We start from the raw sequence: 18,690 nt of genomic DNA on the forward strand, positions 1-18,690 counted from the left end.
GCAACCCTCCTTCAGCAGACTGTGTGACTGGCATGGCTGCCGGCATGGTCGTCGTCGACCGCCCAGCACCGCGCCTTGCGGCCTTCCGGCAAGGCATTCAGATCCGGCTCCGTTGCCATGCAACGGCCGCCCATGCCGGCCGACTGTGCAAGCGCGCAGCGGGGATGGAAACGGCAACCGCAGGACATTTCATGGGCCTGCGAGCTGGAGCCGGGGATCGTCAGCAGCTGCCCCTCGCTGTCGGTCGTCAGAAGCGAGCAGCTGATGAGCGCCTTGGTATAGGGATGTTGCGGCGCCTTGAGGATTGCCTGCGTCGGCCCCTCCTCGACAATGCGACCAGCATACATCACCGCAATCCGGTCCGCGAAAGCGGCAACGACCGAGAGGTCATGGGTGATGAGCAGCGTGGCGAGCCGCCGCTTCCGACGCTCATCGTCGAGCAGGCGCAATATTTGTGCCTGGACGGTGACATCGAGTGCCGTCGTCGGTTCATCGGCGATCAGCAGTTGCGGATTGCCGGAGAGTGCCGCAGCAATCATGACGCGCTGCGCCATGCCGCCGGAGAGTTCATGTGCGAAGCATTGCGCCCGCGCCGACGGATCGGGAATTCCAACATCCGAGAGCATGCCGACAACCCGGCCTAGTGCCGCATGCCGGCTCATCTTGCGGTGGACCCACAGTGGCTCGGCGACCTGCGTCCTCACCCGGCTGGTCGGATCGAGCATGGCCTGCGGTTGCTGAAAAAGCATTCCGATATCGGCGCCGCGCAACGCATCAAGCTCGGAGGGCGAGAGAGCGAGAATGTCGCGCCCGGCAAAGGAAATGCGGCCGGAGTTGATTTCCGCGCCGTGCGGCAACAGCCGCATCAGCGACAGAGCCGTCATGCTCTTGCCGGATCCGGATTCGCCGACCAGTGCAACGACCTCTCCGGCATCGACGGAGAGCGTCAGACCGGAGATAACAAACTTGCGGCCATTTGCAGACGGCACCGAAACGTGCAGATCCTCGATTTCCAGAAGCGGTGTCCGTTCCGGGGCGATGGCCGTATTGGCATGCGTGTGTCCTTCGATATTCATAAGAGTTCCCCTTATTATTATTGCATCGGAGGCATGGGCGTATTTTCAAGCGGCTTCAGACGATAATACTCTCCTTAGGGCTATCGTGCCCTGTGTATGTTTGATCGGCGCGGGCGCCGGTCATTGCTCTAACCGCAGGCGTCAATGGCCGTTCGGTTTCCTGGTATCCATGTTCAGGCCGTGGCCGATCCATGTCACGCTCAACGCCGACAGGAAAATCGCCAGACCTGGTGCGATCACGAGAATGGGCATACGTTCCGCATAGGCCTGCGCATCGGCCAACATCAGCGCCCAGTCTGCGGCAGGCGGCTGCACGCCGAGGCCGAGAAACGACAGTCCGCCCACCGTGATCAGCTTGTGGCCGAAGCGCAGGAAGGCAACGGCTGCGATCGGCCAGATCGTGTTGGGAATGACATGCCGGAAAATAATGAAGCGGCGTGTGCATCCAAGCACCTCGGCGGCGCGCATATATTCTCGGGAATTGATCGAAAGCGTCAGCCCGCGTGCCAGTCGCGCAAAAGGTGTCCAACCGACGATCGTCAGCGACGCGATCAATGTTCCATATCCCGGGCCGAAGATGGCGACGAGGAAAATCGCGATCACCACGTCAGGGATGGCGATGAGCAGATCCACCACCCGCATCAGGACTTCATCGACAACGCCGCGGCTGCGACCGCTGATGATGCCGATGAATGTTCCGATGGCGACCGACAGAATGACGGTGATGGCGGCAATCGTGACCGTGAAGCGTCCGCCGATCAGCAGCCGGCTCAAGACATCACGCCCGAGATGGTCAGTGCCCAGCCAGTAGGCGGCGCTTGGCGCATTCAACCGCAGGCGAAGGCTTTGCTGCGCGGGATTATAGGGCGAAATCCACGGCGCGATGACGAGCAGCAAGATGATGACGAGAAAAATCGCCGAACCCGCGTAGAACGTCCAGTGCCGCCGGCGGATGAAATCCGTGAACCGGAAAAGTGTCGAGGGGCGCTTGGGCAAGGTCATTGGCATGGCGGCTACCGGCGCGCTCGGGAAGTGACTAATGGTCATGTTGACCTCGCATTGCTGGATTGATCAGGACATAGAGGCCATCGGCCAGGGTATTGATCAGGATGGAAAGGGCGACGATGCAGATGAAACCGCCCTGCAGCATGGGGATGTCCCGATTGACCACGGCGTCGTAAAGAAGCCGGCCCATTCCGGGGATGGCGAATATCACCTCCACGACCACCGATCCGCCAAGCAGGCCCGCAAGCCACAGGGCAAAGAAGGTGACGATCGGAAGCGAACCGTTGCGAATGCCGTGGCGCATGACCGTGCCATGCATGCCGAGACCGCGGCTGCGGGCCGCCGTGATGTAAGGCGCGCGCAGAACCTCAGCCATGGCGGCGCGCGTCACCTGCGTGAAATAGGCCAGTGGGCGCAGCGTCAACGTCAAAGCGGGAAGTACCAGCGAGCGCCAGCTATCCCAGCCCGCAGACGGCAACCAGCCGAGATAAAGCGCAAAGACGAGCGCCGACATCGGCGCAAACCAGTATTCCGGCGTGGCAACGAAGGTCTGGATCATCAGCGTTGCGAAATTGTCCAGCCGGCCACCCGGGCGCATCGCCGCCAACGTGCCGAGCGGCAGGGCGACGGCGACCGCAATCGCCAGCGCCGTCAGTGCCAATGTCACGGACACGCCGAGAGAGCGCAAAAGCTCACCCGCCACCGGCTGGCTGCTGGTGAAGGAAAAGCCCAGATCACCGCGCAGCGCTCCCGACAGCCATGCGAAATATTGGACGTAAAGCGGCCGGTCGAGCTCGAGGCTTAACCGAAGGGCCTCGACTGCATGCGGATCGAGCGCCGTATCGCGCATGCGCGAAAACAGAATGGTGCGAGCAGGATCGCCACCGGCCATGTAGGGCAAAAGAAACGCGATGACGGAGACGATCATCAGCATAAGGCACAGAATAAGGAAGCGTTGTATTATCTGTATCCACATTGCCTGTTCTCCTTCGCCGAAAATGGCCATTGCACTGCAATTGATGATCGGTCCCCGCCGGGGAAATGCGGTTTATTTCATGAGGCGCGGCAAATCCGTCACCACACCGGACGTGCCCTTCAGCATGCCGGAACGCTTGGGCAGGATCGCCACCGGCGTAAAATCGGGGTCTTCAGATTGGGCAAGATCCTGAATGATAGGGCAATCCGGTTCACCATTGTCAGGGCAATAGGTCGCGATATTTCGCAGCGTGTCTGCCATCTCCCGAAGAGCATGCATCTTGGCCTCGAGATCTACGACATGTTCCATGACGATGCGCTTGACGTCGCAGGATGCACCGCCGGGATCGCGCCACAGGGTCATGAGCTGCCTGATCTTTTCGATCGAGAAACCGAGGTCGCGGCCGCGGCGGATGAAACGCAGCGTCTCCAGATCGTTGGTCGTATAGACCCGATAACCGGATTCCGTGCGGTTTGCGGATTTGATCAGCCCGATCGTCTCGTAGTGGCGGATCATCTTTGCGGAAACACCGGATGCGGTGGCGGCTGTACCAATGTTCATCGATCCTGCTCCTATCTTTCCGGGGTGAAAAACACGTCTGCATGAATGTCGGCGGTGCGGATGCCCCTTGCCAGGAGCTGCGGCACCGTTGCCTCGATCATCGCCGGCGGTCCGGCCAGATAGGCTTTCCAGCCATCGAGATCGTCGAAGTCGTCCGCCACCGCGGAACCGACATAACCGCGCCGCATCTGCGCATGGTCTTCATTCGAGAGAACCGGAACGAAGCTCAGATTGCCGTGGCTTACGGCAAGTTCTTCGAAACGGTCGACCATATAGAGGTCACGCTCAGCGCGGGCGCCGAAATAGACATGGATCGGGCGTTGCCGGCCCGTGGTCCGATCAGTGGCAAGCGCAGCCTCTACCACCGCCTTCACCGGCGCCAGCCCCGAACCGCCGGCAATGCCGAGGATCGGTCCGCAATGCTTTTCCCGCAAATACGAAGACCCGAAGGGACCGACCAGCACGACAGGGTCACCCGCCTTGGCGTTCGCGAAAATATGGCCACTCGTGACGCCGCCGGGGACATGCCGGATATGGAATTCGATCAGGTCCTCATCGATGCGGCTCGCAATGGAATAGTCACGCGGCGAACAGTCCGGATAAAGCAGGCGCACATATTGGCCGGCCTTGAAGGTAAACAGTTCGCGATCGTCGAGCCTGATGCGGATGAGCTTGATATCATGCGTCGCATCCACCGCTTCCGCGATGACGCCATCAAAGCGGCCGGCCGGAATATCGGCAAACTCATCCTCACCGTCGAGCCAGCCGATCGTCACGTCGCTCAACGGCACGGCGCGGCACGCGAGTGTCAGTCCTTCCGCCTTTTCCTCCTCGGTCAACGAAAAAGGCGTATGCTTGAGAAGGTCGATCTCGCCTGAGACGAGGTGCGATTTGCACGCCCCGCACCGGCCCATGCGACAGCCGTGCGGATAGGAAATTCCGGCGGCAAGGGCGGCCTGAAGGACGGTCTCGCCATGCGCTGCCACAATGCTGCGTCCGATACGTGGCAAATAGACTGTGTTTCCAGGCGTCATCACATCCGCCCCCTATTCTGCCGCTGCGAGTTGCATGCCGGACGATCTGTCCAGCAGCGGCGGGCGGAAGCTTTTGAGACGCAGCGCGTTGGTCAAGACAAACACGCTGGAAAGCGCCATGGCTCCGGCAGCAAGGACAGGCGACAGCAGAACACCGTTGGCAGGATACAATATTCCGGCCGCCACGGGAACGAGTGCGGCATTATACGCAAAGGCCCAGAACAGGTTCTGGCGGATATTGCGGATCGTCGCCTTGGACAACGCAATGGCATTCGCGACACCGCGCAAATCGCCAGACATCAACACCACATCGGCGCTTTCTATGGCGACGTCCGTACCCGTGCCGATTGCGAGACCGACATCGGCCGCCGCAAGGGCCGGCGCATCGTTGATGCCATCACCGACGAAGGCCACCCGCCGGCCATCGGCCGCAAGTCTTTTAACGGCCTCGACCTTGCCGTCAGGCAGTACTTCCGCCACCACTTCGTCGATACCAAGACGGCGGGCAATGGCTTCGGCCGTGCGGCGGTTATCGCCTGTTATCATCGTGACCTTGAGACCAAGCGCATGCAGCGCTGCGATCGCCTCCGGCGTCGTCGGCTTGATCGGATCGGCAACCGCGATGATGGCGGCCAGCCGGCCATCGACAGCGGCATAAAGCGGCGACTGCCCTTCCCTGCCGAGCCGGTCGGCATCGTCGGCGAACTTCGCAATGTCGTAACCGAGCTTCACCATGAAGCGGTCGGCGCCCGCCTCGACCTTGCGGCCGTCAACCGTTGCCGCAACGCCGAAACCGGGGGTCGCCTCAAAGCCGGCCGCGTCGGCAAGCGTCAGGCCACCATGTTTTGCCGCCTCGACGATCGCTTCGGCTATGGGATGTTCGGAACGGCTTTCAAGCGAGGCGACAAGGCGCAACACCTCATCCTGATCGAAGCCTTCGGTCGTGGTGAAATGCACCAGTGTCGGCTTGCCGAGCGTCAGCGTGCCGGTCTTGTCGACGGCGATGACATCGGCATCACGCAAAGTCTGGAGAGCATCGCCGCGCCGGAACAGCACGCCCATTTCGGCTGCACGGCCGGTTCCGACCATGATCGAGGTCGGGGTGGCAAGGCCCATGGCGCAGGGGCAAGCGATGATGAGGACAGCGACGGCGTTAATCAGCGCAAAGGTCAAGGCCGGGTCCGGCCCGAGAATGAACCAGACGATGAAGGTGGCGAGTGCAGCGAGCATGACTGCAGGTACGAACCAGTTGGTCACCTTGTCCACCAGCGCCTGTATCGGCAGTTTGTCGGCCTGCGCTTCCTCGACCATGCGGATGATCTGCGCGATCAGCGTGTCGGCACCGACCTTCGTGGCGCGGAACGTGAAGGAGCCGTTTCTGTTGACCGTACCGCCCACGACTTCGGACCCAGCCGTCTTGGTCACCGGCACCGGCTCGCCTGTAATCATCGATTCGTCGACATAGGAAGAACCATCAAGCACCAGACCATCGACTGGCACTTTCTCGCCGGGACGGACGACGATGACATCGCCAGTCGCAACATCCTGCAGCGGCACATCGATGGTTTCACCATTGCGCATCACACGGGCCGACTTGGCCTGCAGGCCGACGAGCCGCTTTATCGCCTCGCTGGTGCGGCCCTTGGCGCGCGCCTCGAGGAAACGGCCGAGCAGGATAAGCGTGACGATCACCGCTGCGGCCTCATAATAGACATTGGCCGTGCCTCTCGGCAGGATTTCGGGCACGAAGGTGGCGACGACCGAGAACCCCCAGGCGGCGGCAGTGCCCAGCACCACCAGCGAATTCATATCCGGCGCCAGCCGCAGAAGTGCGGGGATGCCTTTTTTGAAGAACCGCAGGCCCGGCCCGAAGAGGACAAGCGTGGTCAGCGCGAATTGCAGATACCAGCTTTCCCGCATGCCGACGGTTTCCATCACGAAATCATGGATGGCGGGCACCAGATGCGAGCCCATCTCCAGAATGAAGACCGGCAGCGTCAGGGCAACAGCGGTGGCCAGGCTGATTTTCAAACCGCGCAATTCGGCTTCGCGCCGGTCCGGCTCGTCACCCTTGGCCTTGTCGGCGACGATCTCGTTTGCCTTGTAACCGGCTTGGCTGATTGCTTCGGCCAGCCTGGCGGCAGAGACGGCATTGCCGGCGACACGCACGGTGGCGCGCTCCGTTGCGAGATTGACACTCGCGTCGGAGACACCGGAAACGGCCTTCAGCGCCTTTTCGACACGGCCGACGCAGGACGCGCAAGTCATGCCTTCGATATCGAGTTCGATGGTTTTCTCGTCGACGCTATAGCCTGCATTTCGCACGGCATCGACAACGGCCGAAACGTTGGGCGCTCCTGAAAAAGCAATATCGGCGCGCTCCGTCGCAAGATTGACCGAAGCCTTGACGACCCCCGGCACCTTGGCAATAGCCTTCTCGACACGACCGACGCAGGAGGCACATGTCATTCCCTCGATGGCTATCGAATGGTTCGCCTGTATCTGGATTTGTGACATGCGCATGACCTCTTTTTCTCTTTACAAAAAAAAGATAGGGCTTCCCATCGTGGCAAGGTCAATAGGCTCTTTTGGATGATTTTCACGGAGAAATGCCGCGAGCGTGAACAAGCCCATTTTTTAGGCTGACTCATGCATCATGATGCAATCGATTGCCCGGATATCGACTATCCCGGCGCAGAATCCATCCTGAATGCCCGCATGTCGCAGGAAAACGGCAGAGAAATCTTTTAATTGGAGATGGAAATGGTGCGGACGGCGGGACTTGAACCCGCAAGACCAATGGTCGGCAGATTTTAAGTCTGCTGCGTCTACCGATTTCGCCACGTCCGCATTGTCGCGCCGCGTGCCAACAGGCCCCGGCGCTACAAAATTGCCTTGTCATTCCTCAGGCGCAGGATCGAACGAGACCCTGACCCCAAGCACCGACAGCGCCACATCTACACAGGCCGCACCGTTTCGGTCAACCGGGCCTTAGCCACACCAGGACTGATTTTTTGCCGAGACCGGATGAGCCAGACCTTCCCGCACGAGTTGATCGGCAAAGGATACGCCCGAACGTGAAATCCGTTTGCGTTCCATGGCTTGCCCACCGGCTGTTGCCGACGACGCCACATCAAATGCGCCGGCATTCAGCATATCCCGCAACCGCACCTTGGCAATGAAACCGCGCTGACGCTCTTCCATGCATCGCGCCCGGTCGATCTGCGGGACCTCGATGCCAGCGAGCTGCATTTTCACGCCCTTCATCCAGAAGGTATTGCCATCGGCCACGCAATTGGTGAGACCTGAGCGACCACAAAAGGCGAAGGCGCCGCTTTTTTCTCCCAGCGAGACTTTTTCGACCGAAGGGCGTGTTTCCGGCAGGATAGCGGCAACCTGGCTCTGCTGTGCCGCAGGCGGCATGGCAATCGAGCGTGGCGGCAACGGACCATTGATCGGTGAAACCGGCGATGCGGGGCGGATGGCCGCCACCTTCTCCGGTGCGGCCGTCTCGCGTTTGGCGGCTACGGCGATCTTGGGGGAATTTGTCGTCGTGGATGTTGCCTTCGCGACATGCCGCTGCGGCATAAGACTGTCGCGATGTTCGTAAGCCTGAATGCCGCCGGCCACGACGCCCAACATCAGCACCCAGGGCCAAACGCTGCCGCCGGCCGATTTCTTCGCCGTACGGCGTCGCGTTGTCGGTTTTCGATTGCTCACGATCAGACTCCTTTTTACGGAGCCGCATTATCGGTCAAGAGAGTTTCTGAAAGGTTGGCATTCCAGAGCGCCTTCGCTTTTCCTGAAAATGCTCGAACAGAGTTGTGGATAAACGATCAGCGAACCTGATCAAGCAGCCGCTTGCATTCGAGAAGATCGAACAGCGCCTCCTGCAACAGCGCTTGGTCATCCTTGCCGATGCCAGATTTGCCGACCGATATCTCGGTATCGCTGTTACCGCCACCGAAGCCGAAAAATCGGCCGCTCGGCTTGGCTTTCGGGCGGCCGACGACCTCGTCTCCGTCCGGATCCAGCACGCGCGGTTCGGCAACTTCCTTTTCGCCGCTCGCTGCCATGATGGCTTCCATGGTAGCAAGATCGCCCGACGCGATTGCTGCCACGAAACGGTTTCCGTTGGTTTTCAGAAGTTTCTGCACACCTTTGATGGTGTAGCCGTGGTCATAAAGAAGATGACGAATGCCCTTGAGGAGATCGATATCATCAGGCCGGTAATAACGGCGGCCCCCGCCCCGTTTCATCGGCTTGATCTGCGGAAAGCGCGTTTCCCAGAAACGCAGCACGTGCTGCGGCAGGTTCAGCTCATCCGCCACTTCACTGATCGTCCGAAACGCGTCGGGGCTTTTGTCCAAACTTCCACTCCCATCCGGACCTTGAGCGCCATGCACCCAGCCGGACACTGAACAAGAACGCTTTTCACCAGCCGATACCGTGCATCATGTCTTGCGAAAAATCGAACCCGATCCTCGCACCGATGCCCGTGGCGGCAAGATACCATTTATCTAAAATTGATTATGATGTGAGTCGACCAGATTTCAACGGCTTGCACGTCGAAATTCAAGCATGTTCACAAGAAGAATGGGGATAAAGGCTTGCCATGCGGCAAAAAACCCGTGTTACAGCCGGCTTACGCCCCGGCTTTCTGACCCTTTTGCTTGGTCTTGCGAGCCGTATGCGCCTTCAGGATTCGCTGTTTCAGCACGTTTGACGCCTTGAAGGTCATGACGCGGCGTGGCGAAATCGGAACTTCCTCACCCGTTTTCGGGTTGCGGCCGATACGCTCGTTCTTTTCCCTGATCTGAAATGTCGCGAAGGACGAGAGCTTGACGACCTCGCCGCGCGTGATCGCATTACAAATCTCGTCGATGATCGTTTCGACCAGTTCGGCGGATTCGGTGCGGGACAGCCCGACTTTACGAAACACAGATTCTGCAAGATCTGCGCGTGTCACTGTCTTCCCGGCCATTTTTCCCCACAAACCGTGTCTGAATTTTTCTCTAGGAGCCGCCGAGATTATTTCCCTTGTGGCGACCGGTCAAGGGATTGTTCCAGATTCATTTGAGGCTTTCGGCAATCAGTGCAATGGCTTAGAGCGACTGACGCGGTTTTGCCGCACGCGGGGGTCGCTTCAGCGCGTTTGAACGGGGTACTGCCGCAAAAATCACAACCGATTTTGTGCCAGCGCCCCGGTAAACGCTAAAATTTGCCGTTACCAGCGCAGCAGCACTGCGCCCCAGGTGAAACCGCCGCCCATGGCTTCCAGCATGACCAGATCGCCTTTCTTGATGCGTCCGTCACTGGCCGCAACGGCAAGCGCCAGCGGAATGGATGCGGCCGACGTATTGCCGTGCTTGTCGACGGTGATGACGACTTTTTCCGGATCGATATTGAGCTTTTTTGCCGATCCGTCGATGATGCGCTTGTTGGCCTGATGCGGAACGAGCCAGTCGAGATCATCAGCCGTCGTGCCTGTCGCCTCGAAAGCATGTTCGATGACGTCGGTGATCATGCCGACAGCGTGCTTGAACACTTCCCGGCCTTCCATACGCAGATGGCCGACCGTGCCGGTCGTGGAAGGTCCACCATCGACGTAAAGCTTGTCCTTGTGCGAACCGTCGGAGCGCAGCTGCGAGGTGAGGATGCCACGATCGCTGGAAGTACCCTCGCCTTCGCCTGCCTCGATTACGAGCGCGCCTGCACCATCACCGAACAGAACACAGGTGGTGCGGTCCTTCCAGTCGAGAATGCGCGAGAATGTTTCGGCGCCGATCACCAGCACGCGCTTGGCCATGCCGCCGCGAATGTAAAGATCGGCGGTGGCCACGGCATAGACGAAGCCGGAGCAGACGGCCTGCATGTCGAAGGCGAAACCGTGGGTCATGCCGAGACGGTTCTGGATGTTTACCGCCGTTGCCGGAAATGTATTGTCCGGTGTCGAGGTTGCCAGAATGATGAGGTCGATGTCATCGGGCGTCAGGCCGGCATTGTCGAGCGCCGCACGCGCCGCAGCCTCGCCGAGCGAAGCGGTGGTCTCGCCTTCTCCCGCTATGTAGCGCTGACGAATGCCCGTGCGCTGCACGATCCATTCATCGGAAGTCTCTACGACCCCTTCGATTTCACTATTGGTCATGACACGCTTCGGAAGCGCTGCCCCGAAACCACGTACGATAGAGCGGATCATTCCCTTATTCCTCGTCAGCCACGAGAGCTTCGGGCGCCGGGGGCGGAAGCCGTCTTGCGTGGTAAATCTTCAGATCGTTTTCAATTTTTGCCGTAAGACCGTTATGGACCATGTCGTAGCCGACATCGACCGCGGAGGCAAAACCGATGGCGTCCGTGCCGCCATGGCTTTTGATGACAATGCCGTTCAGGCCGAGAAACACGCCGCCATTGACCTTGCGCGGGTCCATTTTTTCTCGCAGCACATCGAAAGCGCTTTTCGCGAGAATATAACCGATCTTGGCAAAGAAGCTGCGGGAGATCGCCTCACGCAGAAGCGTGGTGATCTGGCGCGCCGTGCCTTCGGCGGCTTTGAGCGCAATGTTGCCGGTGAAACCTTCGGTCACCACCACATCCACCGTGCCCTTGCCAATGTCGTCACCCTCGACGAAACCGCGGTAATCGATGGTGCCTAGATCGGCCTCGCGGATCAGCCGTCCGGCTTCACGGACCTCTTCCTGACCCTTCACCTCCTCGACACCGACATTCAGCAAACCGACGGTCGGACGGTCGATATCGAAAAGCGCACGCGCCATGGCGCCGCCCATCAGGGCAAAATCGAGCAATTGCTGGGAATCGGCGCCAATCGTGGCGCCAACATCGAGCACGATGCTTTCGCCTTTCAGCGTCGGCCATATGCCGGCGATGGCCGGGCGTTCTACCCGCGCCATGGTGCGCAAACAGAATTTGGCCATGGCCATCAGCGCGCCGGTATTGCCGGCGGATACGACGACGTCCGCTTCACCGAGCTTCACGGCCTCGATGGCGCGCCACATGCTGGAGACATAGCGGCCACGACGAAGCGCCTGACTTGGCTTTTCGTCCATGGCGACCGAGATTTCACAATCGTGAAAGACCGACTTTTCCCGAAGTGCGGGATATTGTGCCAGAATGGGGTCGCACTTGCTTTTCTGCCCGTAGAGCAGAAAAGTCACATCGTTGTGCCGTTCAAGCGCCTTGGCGGCACCGGGTATGGCAACATCAGGGCCGAAATCGCCACCCATGACGTCAATCGCTATTCTGATCACTCGTCCCTTATCCTTTTTGCCGCCACTCAAGCGGATTTTGCGCGAAAATACCTGTTCCGGCCTGTGTTACAATAAAATTATTTCAGCCCGGCGGCGCATTCAGTCTTTTTTCCAGTCTTTCAACACGGCGAAAGGCGACGGACGCTTTTCTTCTTCAGGCTCATTTTCGGTCGTATCGGTAAATTCGATATCCGATTTGCGCGGATAGGGATCGATCGCAAGGGCTGCGAATTCCGCAACAGTCGCGCCAACATCAATGCTGTCGCCGGTGAACTGGTCGGGAATGTCAGGGCCATTGGGATCGAGTACGATCTCCCCTTCCTCATTGGTGACCATCCGCGCCAGCTTCGATCCTTCCGGCACGAAAATATGCTCGACGCTMTCGTCGATCTTGCTGGAAACCGGCTCCAGCGTCACGACGCAGGACTGGGTCACGGCCGCATGCACCTCGCCCTTGATCTTCACGCCATCCCTCTTCCAGCGGGTAACCTGCAGTTCCGCCTTCAGATATTCGACGGAAACCACATCCCAGAATTTCGCCAGTGCCTTCAGTTCCTCGGCATTGGCTTCAAGACCAATCCTCACCGGATTGGCGGAAATATGGCCTACCTTTACGGGGTAGGAAAAAGGCAGATCGTCATTTGCGGCGTGTCGCGCGTTCATCGTAAACCTCATAGTCCAGGCAAAGGCAGCTTCAGGCTTCCGGTTGCTATCGTTTCTTCGGAGCCTGCGGAAAGGGTGGAAGACGCCTCCATCATCCAGCCCGCAAGCCCGTCCAGTTCCGGTGCCTTCTCATCTGTCTGGGGGTATATATTGCGCCGGAGCGCTGCGGCAAGGGCAACGGTGTCGGATGCATCCAGCGCCGCCGCATAGGATTCGAGCCGCCCGTAGAACATACCGGCAAATTTCTTCATGCGCTTCGGCACGCCCTGGTCGCCAATGCCGAGCTCACGGATGGAATGGTCGATATCCTGAAAAAAGGCGTCGACGATCTCCTGCGCGATTTCCTGCCCGCTCACACCGGAGGATTTGGTGCGGCGGAAATAGAGAATCATGATGATCGACAGCATCTCGAAGCGGCCCATCACCGTGTCGGGAACGCCGAGATCAAGATAAAAAGCGGGCGTGCGGGCCGCAGCCGTCAGGATCGCATATTGCCGGTCTACTATGGCGCGGTTGTTGTTTTTCTGTCTGAACAGCCCGAATATCATCGTTTTTTTCCGAACGGGGCTGGTGAATTCGCTCACCCGCCTATCGCACTTGTTGCATGATCGCCAAAGCTGGTTTACCGAAGCATCCACGAATTGCAATGCTGTCGCGGTCACGTTCGTCTTTCGGCTGAAACAGTCTAAGAGACCGGAGGAGTTTCCAAAGGCCGTGAAAGCGTTGAATTTGGGGGGTGATCGGGATTTTCCGTCCCCGGATTGACACAATCATGTGCACAGACACTGTGCACCACGCAATGCCGGAAGGTGCCATTCATGATCGCAGTCGGGGAAAAGCAGTTGAGCAAGCAGAAATCCGCAAGTCACGGCAAAATTCTGGGCAAGACCGCCATCGCAATCGTCGTCGCGTCCACCCTGCTTTCCGCCTGCACCAGCACCACCGATGTGTTCCACAACGGCTACGTCATGGACGAGCAGTCGCTTCAGCTGATCCCGGAAGGTTCCAGCCGCGAGCAGGTTCTGCTGACCATGGGCACGCCCTCCACCACGGCGACGTTCGGCAACGAGGTTTTCTATTACATCTCGCAGAAGCGTGTGCGCCGCGCCGCTTTCATGAAGCCGACGTTGGTCGAACAGAACATTCTTGCGATCTATTTCAACAAGGACGGCGTAATCGAGCGTAAGGCCAATTACGCGCTGCAGGACGGCAAGGTCTTCGACACGATTTCGCGTACCACCCCGACAGGCGGCAAGGATCTTACCTTCCTGCAGCAGCTGCTGTCCGGCGGCACCTCGGGCGCCAATATCGCAAAGAGCATTCTTGGCCAGGGCGGCAACACCCCCTGATCGTTGAAGAACGGCAAAATCAAAGGCCCGGGGATCGCTCCCCGGGCCTTTTTCATTCGTCGGAACCTCAGCCTTCAGTGGGCAAGAACCGCCAATAGCAGCAGCGCCACGATATTGGTGATCTTGATAGCCGGGTTGACGGCCGGACCGGCGGTATCCTTGTAGGGATCGCCCACCGTATCGCCCGTAACCGACGCCTTGTGGGCGTCCGAACCCTTGACGTGGCGCACGCCGTCCTTGTCGATGAAGCCATCCTCGAAGCTTTTCTTGGCGTTATCCCACGCACCACCACCGGAGGTCATGGAAATCGCCACGAACAGGCCGTTGATGATGACGCCAAGCAGCGATGCACCGAGTGCGGCAAAGGCAGAGGCCTTGGAACCTGAGATAAGCAGCACGCCGAAATAAACGACGAGCGGCGCCAGAACCGGCAACAGCGACGGAATGATCATTTCTTTGATCGCCGCCTTGGTCAAAAGATCGACCGCCTTGCCGTAGTCCGGTTTTTCCGTCCCTGCCATGATGCCAGGCTTTTCGCGGAACTGGCGGCGAACTTCCTCGACGATCGAGCTTGCCGCCTTGCCCACCGCCGTCATGGCGATACCGCCAAAGAGATACGGAATGAGGCCGCCGAACAGCAGACCGGCAACGACGTAAGGATTGGCAAGGCTGAAGGATATTTCGCCGATATCCTTGAAGTAAGGATAGGTATCGCCATTGGCAGCGAAATAGGACAGGTCGTTGGAATAGGCGGCAAACAGCACCAGCGCGCCGAGACCGGCAGAGCCGATGGCGTAACCCTTGGTCACCGCCTTGGTGGTGTTGCCGACGGCATCCAGCGCGTCGGTCGCCTTACGCACATCCGGGTCGAGACCGGCCATTTCGGCAATGCCGCCGGCATTGTCAGTCACCGGACCGAAGGCGTCGAGCGCCACGATCATGCCCGCCAGACCAAGCATGGCGGTGACCGCGATGCCCGTGCCGAACAGGCCACCGAGCTGGTAGGTGCCGATGATGCCGCCAACGATGACAAGCGCCGGCAGTGCCGTCGATTCCAGCGAGACTGCAAGACCCTGGATGACGTTGGTGCCGTGGCCCGTGACCGAAGCTTGCGCAATGGAATTGACCGGGCGTTTGTTGGTGCCGGTATAATATTCGGTGATGACGACGATAAGCGCTGTTACCACAAGGCCGACCAGCCCGCACAGGAAGAGGTTTGTGCCGGTAATCTCCATTCCGGCAACAGTGCCGATGGTACCCCAGCCCACGGTCGCGTAAGTTGCCACGGCAAGCCCCGCAATCGAGAAGACACCGGTGGCAATCAGCCCTTTATAGAGAGCTCCCATGATGGAGTTGTTGGTGCCGAGCTTGACGAAGAAGGTGCCGGCAATCGAGGTCAGGATGCAGGCGCCGCAAATGGCCAGCGGATAGACCATCGCGCTTTCCAGTATCGGCGTTCCGGCAAAGAAGATCGCCGCAAGCACCATGGTTGCCACCACCGAGACGGCATAGGTCTCGAAAAGGTCGGCCGCCATTCCGGCGCAATCGCCGACATTGTCGCCGACATTATCTGCGATGGTTGCAGGGTTGCGGGGATCATCCTCTGGAATGCCTGCTTCGACCTTGCCGACGAGATCGCCGCCGACATCTGCACCCTTGGTGAAGATGCCACCGCCGAGACGGGCGAAGATGGAGATAAGCGAAGCGCCGAAACCGAGCGACACCAGCGCGTCAATCACCTCACGCGATCCGGGCGCATGGCCGAGTACCGAGGTGAGGATGAAATAATAGATGGACACGCCAAGCAGCGCGAGGCCAGCCACCAGCATGCCCGTGATGGCGCCTGATTTGAACGCGATGTCGAGACCGGCGGCAAGGCTGTGGGATGCGGCTTGTGCGGTGCGCAGATTGGCACGGACGGAGACATGCATGCCGATGAAACCGGCAGCACCCGAAAGCACGGCGCCGATGATGAACCCGATGGCCGCGAGAGCCGACAGCAGATACCAGGCGAGAACGGCGACGATCAATCCGACGATGGCGATGGTGAGATATTGACGGGTGAGATAAGCCTGCGCACCTTCACGGATAAAACCTGCTATTTCACGCATACGCTCGTTGCCCTGATCGGCAGCGAGAACGCTCCTGGTCGTCCATACCGCGTAAACCACGGACAGGACCCCACATAAAATCACTATGGGTATTACGGTCATGCGCACTTACCTCCCAAAAGGCCGGGTCTCACTCCCTCCCCGGCGTGGCGAACCATGTGCAAGGACAGGAGCGATCAAATGCGCGGCCTGTCCTGTCGTGGCCATTCTTCCCCTCCCAAGGAAAAATGACCTGCGCGGCAAGATTGCGTTGGCGAAAGGCGTGGCGTCAAGCCCACAAATTTGCCTGAAACATGAAAGGGGTAGAGATCGAAGGCGATCTTACGCGGCGTTTCTGCGCGGGGTCAGCAACAGCGACGCCACCAGCACGAGGCATAGCCCCGCAACCGGCCAGATAACGAGGTTCATGACCGACCAGCCCCAGGCTGTAAACACCTTGCCGGAAGAGAAGGACGACAGCGCTACCGTGCCGAACAGCACGATATCGTGAAAGCCCTGTACCTTGTCTGCCTCATGCGGGCGGTAGCTGGAGGTGATGATGGCGGTAGCGCCGATGAAGCCGAAGTTCCAGCCGAGACCGAGGAGAATGAGCGCCGCCCAGAAGTTCCACAATTCGATGCCCATATGGGCGACGACGGCGCAGGCCATCAGCACGACGAGACCGGCTGCAACGATTTTTTCCGCGCCGAATCGCGCGATCAACATACCGGTGAAGAAACTTGGGCCGAACATGGCGAGAACGTGCCACTGGATGCCGAGCGTCGCAAGTTCGGTGGGAAACCCGCAGCCGACCACCATGGCGAGCGGCGCGCCGGTCATCATGAAGGTCATCAACGCATAGGAACCGATGCCGCAGACCATGCCGGTAACAAACCGGTGCGTGCGCACGATTTCCGACAAGGGCCGTGCCGCCTGCGCGTGGACAGAGGCGGCCTTCGGGTCCGGCAATTTCAGGAATGCCAGAATGGCAATCGCGATGATGCCGAGCGGCACCAGCGCGATGAAAGCACCGGCGAAGGTGACCGGTGCGAAGACATCCTTGCCGAAAATGGCAAGCTGCGGCCCGATGATCGCCGAGACGATGCCACCCGCCAATATCCAGGAAATGGCTTTCGGCTTGTAGAAAGAGGGGGATGCGTCGGCAGCAGCGAAGCGGATTTTCTGCGTGAAGCCGCCGGAAATGCCGATCAGCAGCAGGCCGATCGCAAATAGCCAGAAGTCGGAGCGGAAGAGTGCCACGGCAGCAATGCCGCCGCCGATGGAGCACATCAGCGCGCCGACCATGAAACCCGCCTTGCGGCCGAGAAAACGCGATGCTGCGGCAACGCAGATGGCGCCCAGCGCCACGCCGATGTTGAAACCGGTAAGCGGCGCCGTTGCCAGCGACTTGTCAGCCCCGAGCAACTGGTAACCGGCAAGCGCGCCAACCGAGAAGCTCATAGGTGCTGCCGAGCCCATAATCGCCTGTGCGGCGGTCAGGAGGAAGACGTTGCGCTTCGCCTCGTCCAGTTGAACTTCAAGTCCGGGGACGGAAACGGCGCTCATATCTTCCTCACCTAACGTATTTTAGCGTTTTGCCTCGCCGCGTACCTGCTTGGCAATGCGGTCCAGAACCGCGTTCACCAGCTTCGGCTCGTCATGCTCGAAGAAAGCACGGGCGATTTCGACATATTCCGTAACGATGACGGCGACCGGCACGTCCTTGCGCTCCAGAATCTCAAAAGCGCCGGCACGCAAGATAGCGCGAACGGTGGCATCAAGACGCGACAGCGGCCAGTCTTCCAGAAGTGCGGAGCGCACCAGTGGGTCGATCTTCGTCTGATCGCGGACGACGCCGGACACGATGGAACGGAACCAGGAAGGATCGGCCTTCAGATAGGTATCGCCATCGACTTCCTGACCGAGACGATGTGCCTCGTATTCCGCCACGACTTCCATCACGCCGGTGCCGCCGACATCCATCTGATAAAGTGCCTGCACGGCCGCGAGGCGCGCAGCGCCACGCTGGTTGGCGGGCTTTACCGAAGGCTGGCGCGGTTCGCCGCCATTTTCAACATCCGACATGCGTTCAGCCACCCAGTTTTTTCTTGAGCTCGATCATCGTCAGCGCCGCGCGGGCCGCAAAACCGCCCTTATCCTTGTCAGAACGGCGAACACGTGCCCATGCCTGATCGTCGTTTTCGACGGTGAGGATGCCGTTGCCGATGGCCAGCGATTCGCTGACGGCGAGATCCATCAGGGCGCGGGAGGATTCGTTGGAAACGATGTCGAAGTGGTAGGTCTCGCCACGAATGACCATGCCGAGCGCTACGAAACCATCATATTCCGTGCCTTCGTTGTCGCCGCCATCCAGCGCCATGGCAATGGCAGCGGGGATTTCGAGCGCGCCGGGAACGGTGATGATGTCATAGGTTGCGCCAGCCTCATCCAGCGCGAACTTCGCGCCTTCGAGAAGAGCGTCTGCCATATCGTCGTAAAAGCGTGCTTCCACGATAAGAAGATGGGGTTTGGACATGGGATTTTCCTGAAAAGGTTCGGGCCGGATCATACCGGCTTTTGCGGCGGTCAAACCACGGCTGGCCGTTTTTGGCAAGTAATTTCATGTGTCACCCGCGCAAGAGGCCCCGTTTACCAGACAATTGCGCAGGTT

The 18,690-nt window shown here is 59.5% G+C and carries 18 protein-coding genes and 1 tRNA gene; 1 reads left to right on the plus strand and 18 read right to left on the minus strand.

The genetic code is table 11. The annotated features are described in order from the left end of the window. Nucleotides 1-11: 11 nt before the first annotated feature. From AC1DCP_RS08500 to AC1DCP_RS08565, 14 genes are all read right to left on the minus strand, one after another. Nucleotides 12-1,076 carry an ABC transporter ATP-binding protein gene (locus AC1DCP_RS08500; protein ID WP_112152844.1) on the minus strand — a complete coding sequence of 355 codons (1,065 nt, stop codon included), beginning with the start codon at nucleotides 1,074-1,076 and terminating at the stop codon, nucleotides 12-14. Between the two features lie 141 nt (nucleotides 1,077-1,217). Then, nucleotides 1,218-2,123, minus strand: coding sequence for an ABC transporter permease (locus AC1DCP_RS08505; RefSeq protein ID WP_025593200.1), 906 nt, complete (start codon nucleotides 2,121-2,123; stop codon nucleotides 1,218-1,220). After that, nucleotides 2,113-3,057: an ABC transporter permease gene (locus AC1DCP_RS08510; RefSeq protein WP_065688215.1), complete on the minus strand. Its 945-nt coding sequence runs from the start codon at nucleotides 3,055-3,057 to the stop codon at nucleotides 2,113-2,115. Before AC1DCP_RS08510 ends, AC1DCP_RS08505 begins: the two co-directional genes overlap by 11 nt. A 72-nt stretch (nucleotides 3,058-3,129) precedes the next feature. Further along, nucleotides 3,130-3,618: a Cu(I)-responsive transcriptional regulator gene (gene cueR / locus AC1DCP_RS08515; RefSeq protein ID WP_013635893.1), complete on the minus strand. Its 489-nt coding sequence runs from the start codon at nucleotides 3,616-3,618 to the stop codon at nucleotides 3,130-3,132. An 11-nt stretch (nucleotides 3,619-3,629) separates the two neighbouring features. Continuing rightward, nucleotides 3,630-4,652, minus strand: coding sequence for a 2Fe-2S iron-sulfur cluster-binding protein (locus tag AC1DCP_RS08520; RefSeq protein WP_065688214.1), 1,023 nt, complete (start codon nucleotides 4,650-4,652; stop codon nucleotides 3,630-3,632). Between the two features lie 12 nt (nucleotides 4,653-4,664). Next, the gene (locus AC1DCP_RS08525) at nucleotides 4,665-7,169 is read right to left on the minus strand and encodes a heavy metal translocating P-type ATPase (protein ID WP_065688303.1); all 2,505 of its coding nucleotides are present in this window, start codon (nucleotides 7,167-7,169) and stop codon (nucleotides 4,665-4,667) included. A 247-nt stretch (nucleotides 7,170-7,416) separates the two neighbouring features. After that, nucleotides 7,417-7,502: transfer RNA gene (locus tag AC1DCP_RS08530), tRNA-Leu, on the minus strand. A gap of 141 nt (nucleotides 7,503-7,643) precedes the next feature. Next, a complete protein-coding gene (locus tag AC1DCP_RS08535) occupies nucleotides 7,644-8,372 on the minus strand; it encodes a nuclease (protein WP_065688213.1) in 729 nt (242 codons plus the stop codon). A 116-nt stretch (nucleotides 8,373-8,488) separates the two neighbouring features. After that, the gene (locus AC1DCP_RS08540; RefSeq protein WP_003512531.1) at nucleotides 8,489-9,022 is read right to left on the minus strand and encodes a MerR family transcriptional regulator; all 534 of its coding nucleotides are present in this window, start codon (nucleotides 9,020-9,022) and stop codon (nucleotides 8,489-8,491) included. A gap of 275 nt (nucleotides 9,023-9,297) precedes the next feature. Then, entirely contained in the window at nucleotides 9,298-9,636 is a 339-nt protein-coding gene (locus AC1DCP_RS08545; protein WP_003512530.1) for an integration host factor subunit alpha, read from the minus strand. Between the two features lie 243 nt (nucleotides 9,637-9,879). Next, a complete protein-coding gene (locus AC1DCP_RS08550; RefSeq protein WP_065688211.1) occupies nucleotides 9,880-10,851 on the minus strand; it encodes a beta-ketoacyl-ACP synthase III in 972 nt (323 codons plus the stop codon). Between the two features lie 4 nt (nucleotides 10,852-10,855). Next, on the minus strand, nucleotides 10,856-11,917 hold the full coding sequence (gene plsX / locus AC1DCP_RS08555) for a phosphate acyltransferase PlsX (RefSeq protein ID WP_003512528.1): 1,062 nt from the start codon (nucleotides 11,915-11,917) through the stop codon (nucleotides 10,856-10,858). Nucleotides 11,918-12,016: 99 nt separating this feature from the next. Then, nucleotides 12,017-12,580 carry a YceD family protein gene (locus AC1DCP_RS08560; RefSeq protein WP_476774216.1) on the minus strand — a complete coding sequence of 188 codons (564 nt, stop codon included), beginning with the start codon at nucleotides 12,578-12,580 and terminating at the stop codon, nucleotides 12,017-12,019. Nucleotides 12,581-12,588: 8 nt separating this feature from the next. Continuing rightward, entirely contained in the window at nucleotides 12,589-13,128 is a 540-nt protein-coding gene (locus AC1DCP_RS08565) for a ubiquinol-cytochrome C chaperone family protein (RefSeq protein ID WP_065688210.1), read from the minus strand. A 270-nt stretch (nucleotides 13,129-13,398) separates the two neighbouring features. Between AC1DCP_RS08565 and AC1DCP_RS08570 the strand changes: the two genes are divergently transcribed. Further along, nucleotides 13,399-13,929, plus strand: a complete 531-nt coding sequence (locus AC1DCP_RS08570) for an outer membrane protein assembly factor BamE (RefSeq protein WP_003512524.1) — start codon at nucleotides 13,399-13,401, stop codon at nucleotides 13,927-13,929. A gap of 74 nt (nucleotides 13,930-14,003) precedes the next feature. Here AC1DCP_RS08570 and AC1DCP_RS08575 read toward each other — a convergent pair whose 3' ends face one another. The 4 genes from AC1DCP_RS08575 to ribH all read right to left on the minus strand — a co-directional run bounded on the left by AC1DCP_RS08575 (nucleotide 14,004) and on the right by ribH (nucleotide 18,555). Further along, a complete protein-coding gene (locus AC1DCP_RS08575; RefSeq protein WP_065688209.1) occupies nucleotides 14,004-16,142 on the minus strand; it encodes a sodium-translocating pyrophosphatase in 2,139 nt (712 codons plus the stop codon). Nucleotides 16,143-16,361: 219 nt separating this feature from the next. Continuing rightward, nucleotides 16,362-17,585 (minus strand): MFS transporter, encoded by a 1,224-nt coding sequence (locus AC1DCP_RS08580; RefSeq protein WP_065688208.1) that lies wholly within the window; start codon nucleotides 17,583-17,585, stop codon nucleotides 16,362-16,364. 21 nt (nucleotides 17,586-17,606) lie between these two features. Beyond that, on the minus strand, nucleotides 17,607-18,104 hold the full coding sequence (nusB, locus tag AC1DCP_RS08585; RefSeq protein WP_013635887.1) for a transcription antitermination factor NusB: 498 nt from the start codon (nucleotides 18,102-18,104) through the stop codon (nucleotides 17,607-17,609). A gap of 4 nt (nucleotides 18,105-18,108) precedes the next feature. Beyond that, complete coding sequence (gene ribH / locus AC1DCP_RS08590; protein ID WP_013635886.1) at nucleotides 18,109-18,555, minus strand: 6,7-dimethyl-8-ribityllumazine synthase; 447 nt, start codon at nucleotides 18,553-18,555, stop codon at nucleotides 18,109-18,111. Between the last annotated feature and the right edge of the window lie 135 nt (nucleotides 18,556-18,690).

It is taken from the genome of Agrobacterium sp. 10T429, assembly GCF_056393925.1.

Bases quoted from the DNA above. Each gene is read 5' to 3' on its own strand.
- nusB (WP_013635887.1), bottom strand. From the start codon at position 18,104: ATGTCGGATGTTGAAAATGGCGGCGAACCGCGCCAGCCTTCGGTAAAG.
- AC1DCP_RS08500 (WP_112152844.1), bottom strand. From the start codon at position 1,076: ATGAATATCGAAGGACACACGCATGCCAATACGGCCATCGCCCCGGAA.
- AC1DCP_RS08580 (WP_065688208.1), bottom strand. From the start codon at position 17,585: ATGAGCGCCGTTTCCGTCCCCGGACTTGAAGTTCAACTGGACGAGGCG.
- AC1DCP_RS08545 (WP_003512530.1), bottom strand. From the start codon at position 9,636: ATGGCCGGGAAGACAGTGACACGCGCAGATCTTGCAGAATCTGTGTTT.
- AC1DCP_RS08575 (WP_065688209.1), bottom strand. From the start codon at position 16,142: ATGACCGTAATACCCATAGTGATTTTATGTGGGGTCCTGTCCGTGGTT.
- AC1DCP_RS08505 (WP_025593200.1), bottom strand. From the start codon at position 2,123: ATGACCATTAGTCACTTCCCGAGCGCGCCGGTAGCCGCCATGCCAATG.
- AC1DCP_RS08525 (WP_065688303.1), bottom strand. From the start codon at position 7,169: ATGTCACAAATCCAGATACAGGCGAACCATTCGATAGCCATCGAGGGA.
- AC1DCP_RS08550 (WP_065688211.1), bottom strand. From the start codon at position 10,851: ATGATCCGCTCTATCGTACGTGGTTTCGGGGCAGCGCTTCCGAAGCGT.
- AC1DCP_RS08520 (WP_065688214.1), bottom strand. From the start codon at position 4,652: ATGACGCCTGGAAACACAGTCTATTTGCCACGTATCGGACGCAGCATT.
- AC1DCP_RS08510 (WP_065688215.1), bottom strand. From the start codon at position 3,057: ATGTGGATACAGATAATACAACGCTTCCTTATTCTGTGCCTTATGCTG.
- AC1DCP_RS08570 (WP_003512524.1), top strand. From the start codon at position 13,399: ATGATCGCAGTCGGGGAAAAGCAGTTGAGCAAGCAGAAATCCGCAAGT.
- cueR (WP_013635893.1), bottom strand. From the start codon at position 3,618: ATGAACATTGGTACAGCCGCCACCGCATCCGGTGTTTCCGCAAAGATG.
- ribH (WP_013635886.1), bottom strand. From the start codon at position 18,555: ATGTCCAAACCCCATCTTCTTATCGTGGAAGCACGCTTTTACGACGAT.
- AC1DCP_RS08565 (WP_065688210.1), bottom strand. From the start codon at position 13,128: ATGATATTCGGGCTGTTCAGACAGAAAAACAACAACCGCGCCATAGTA.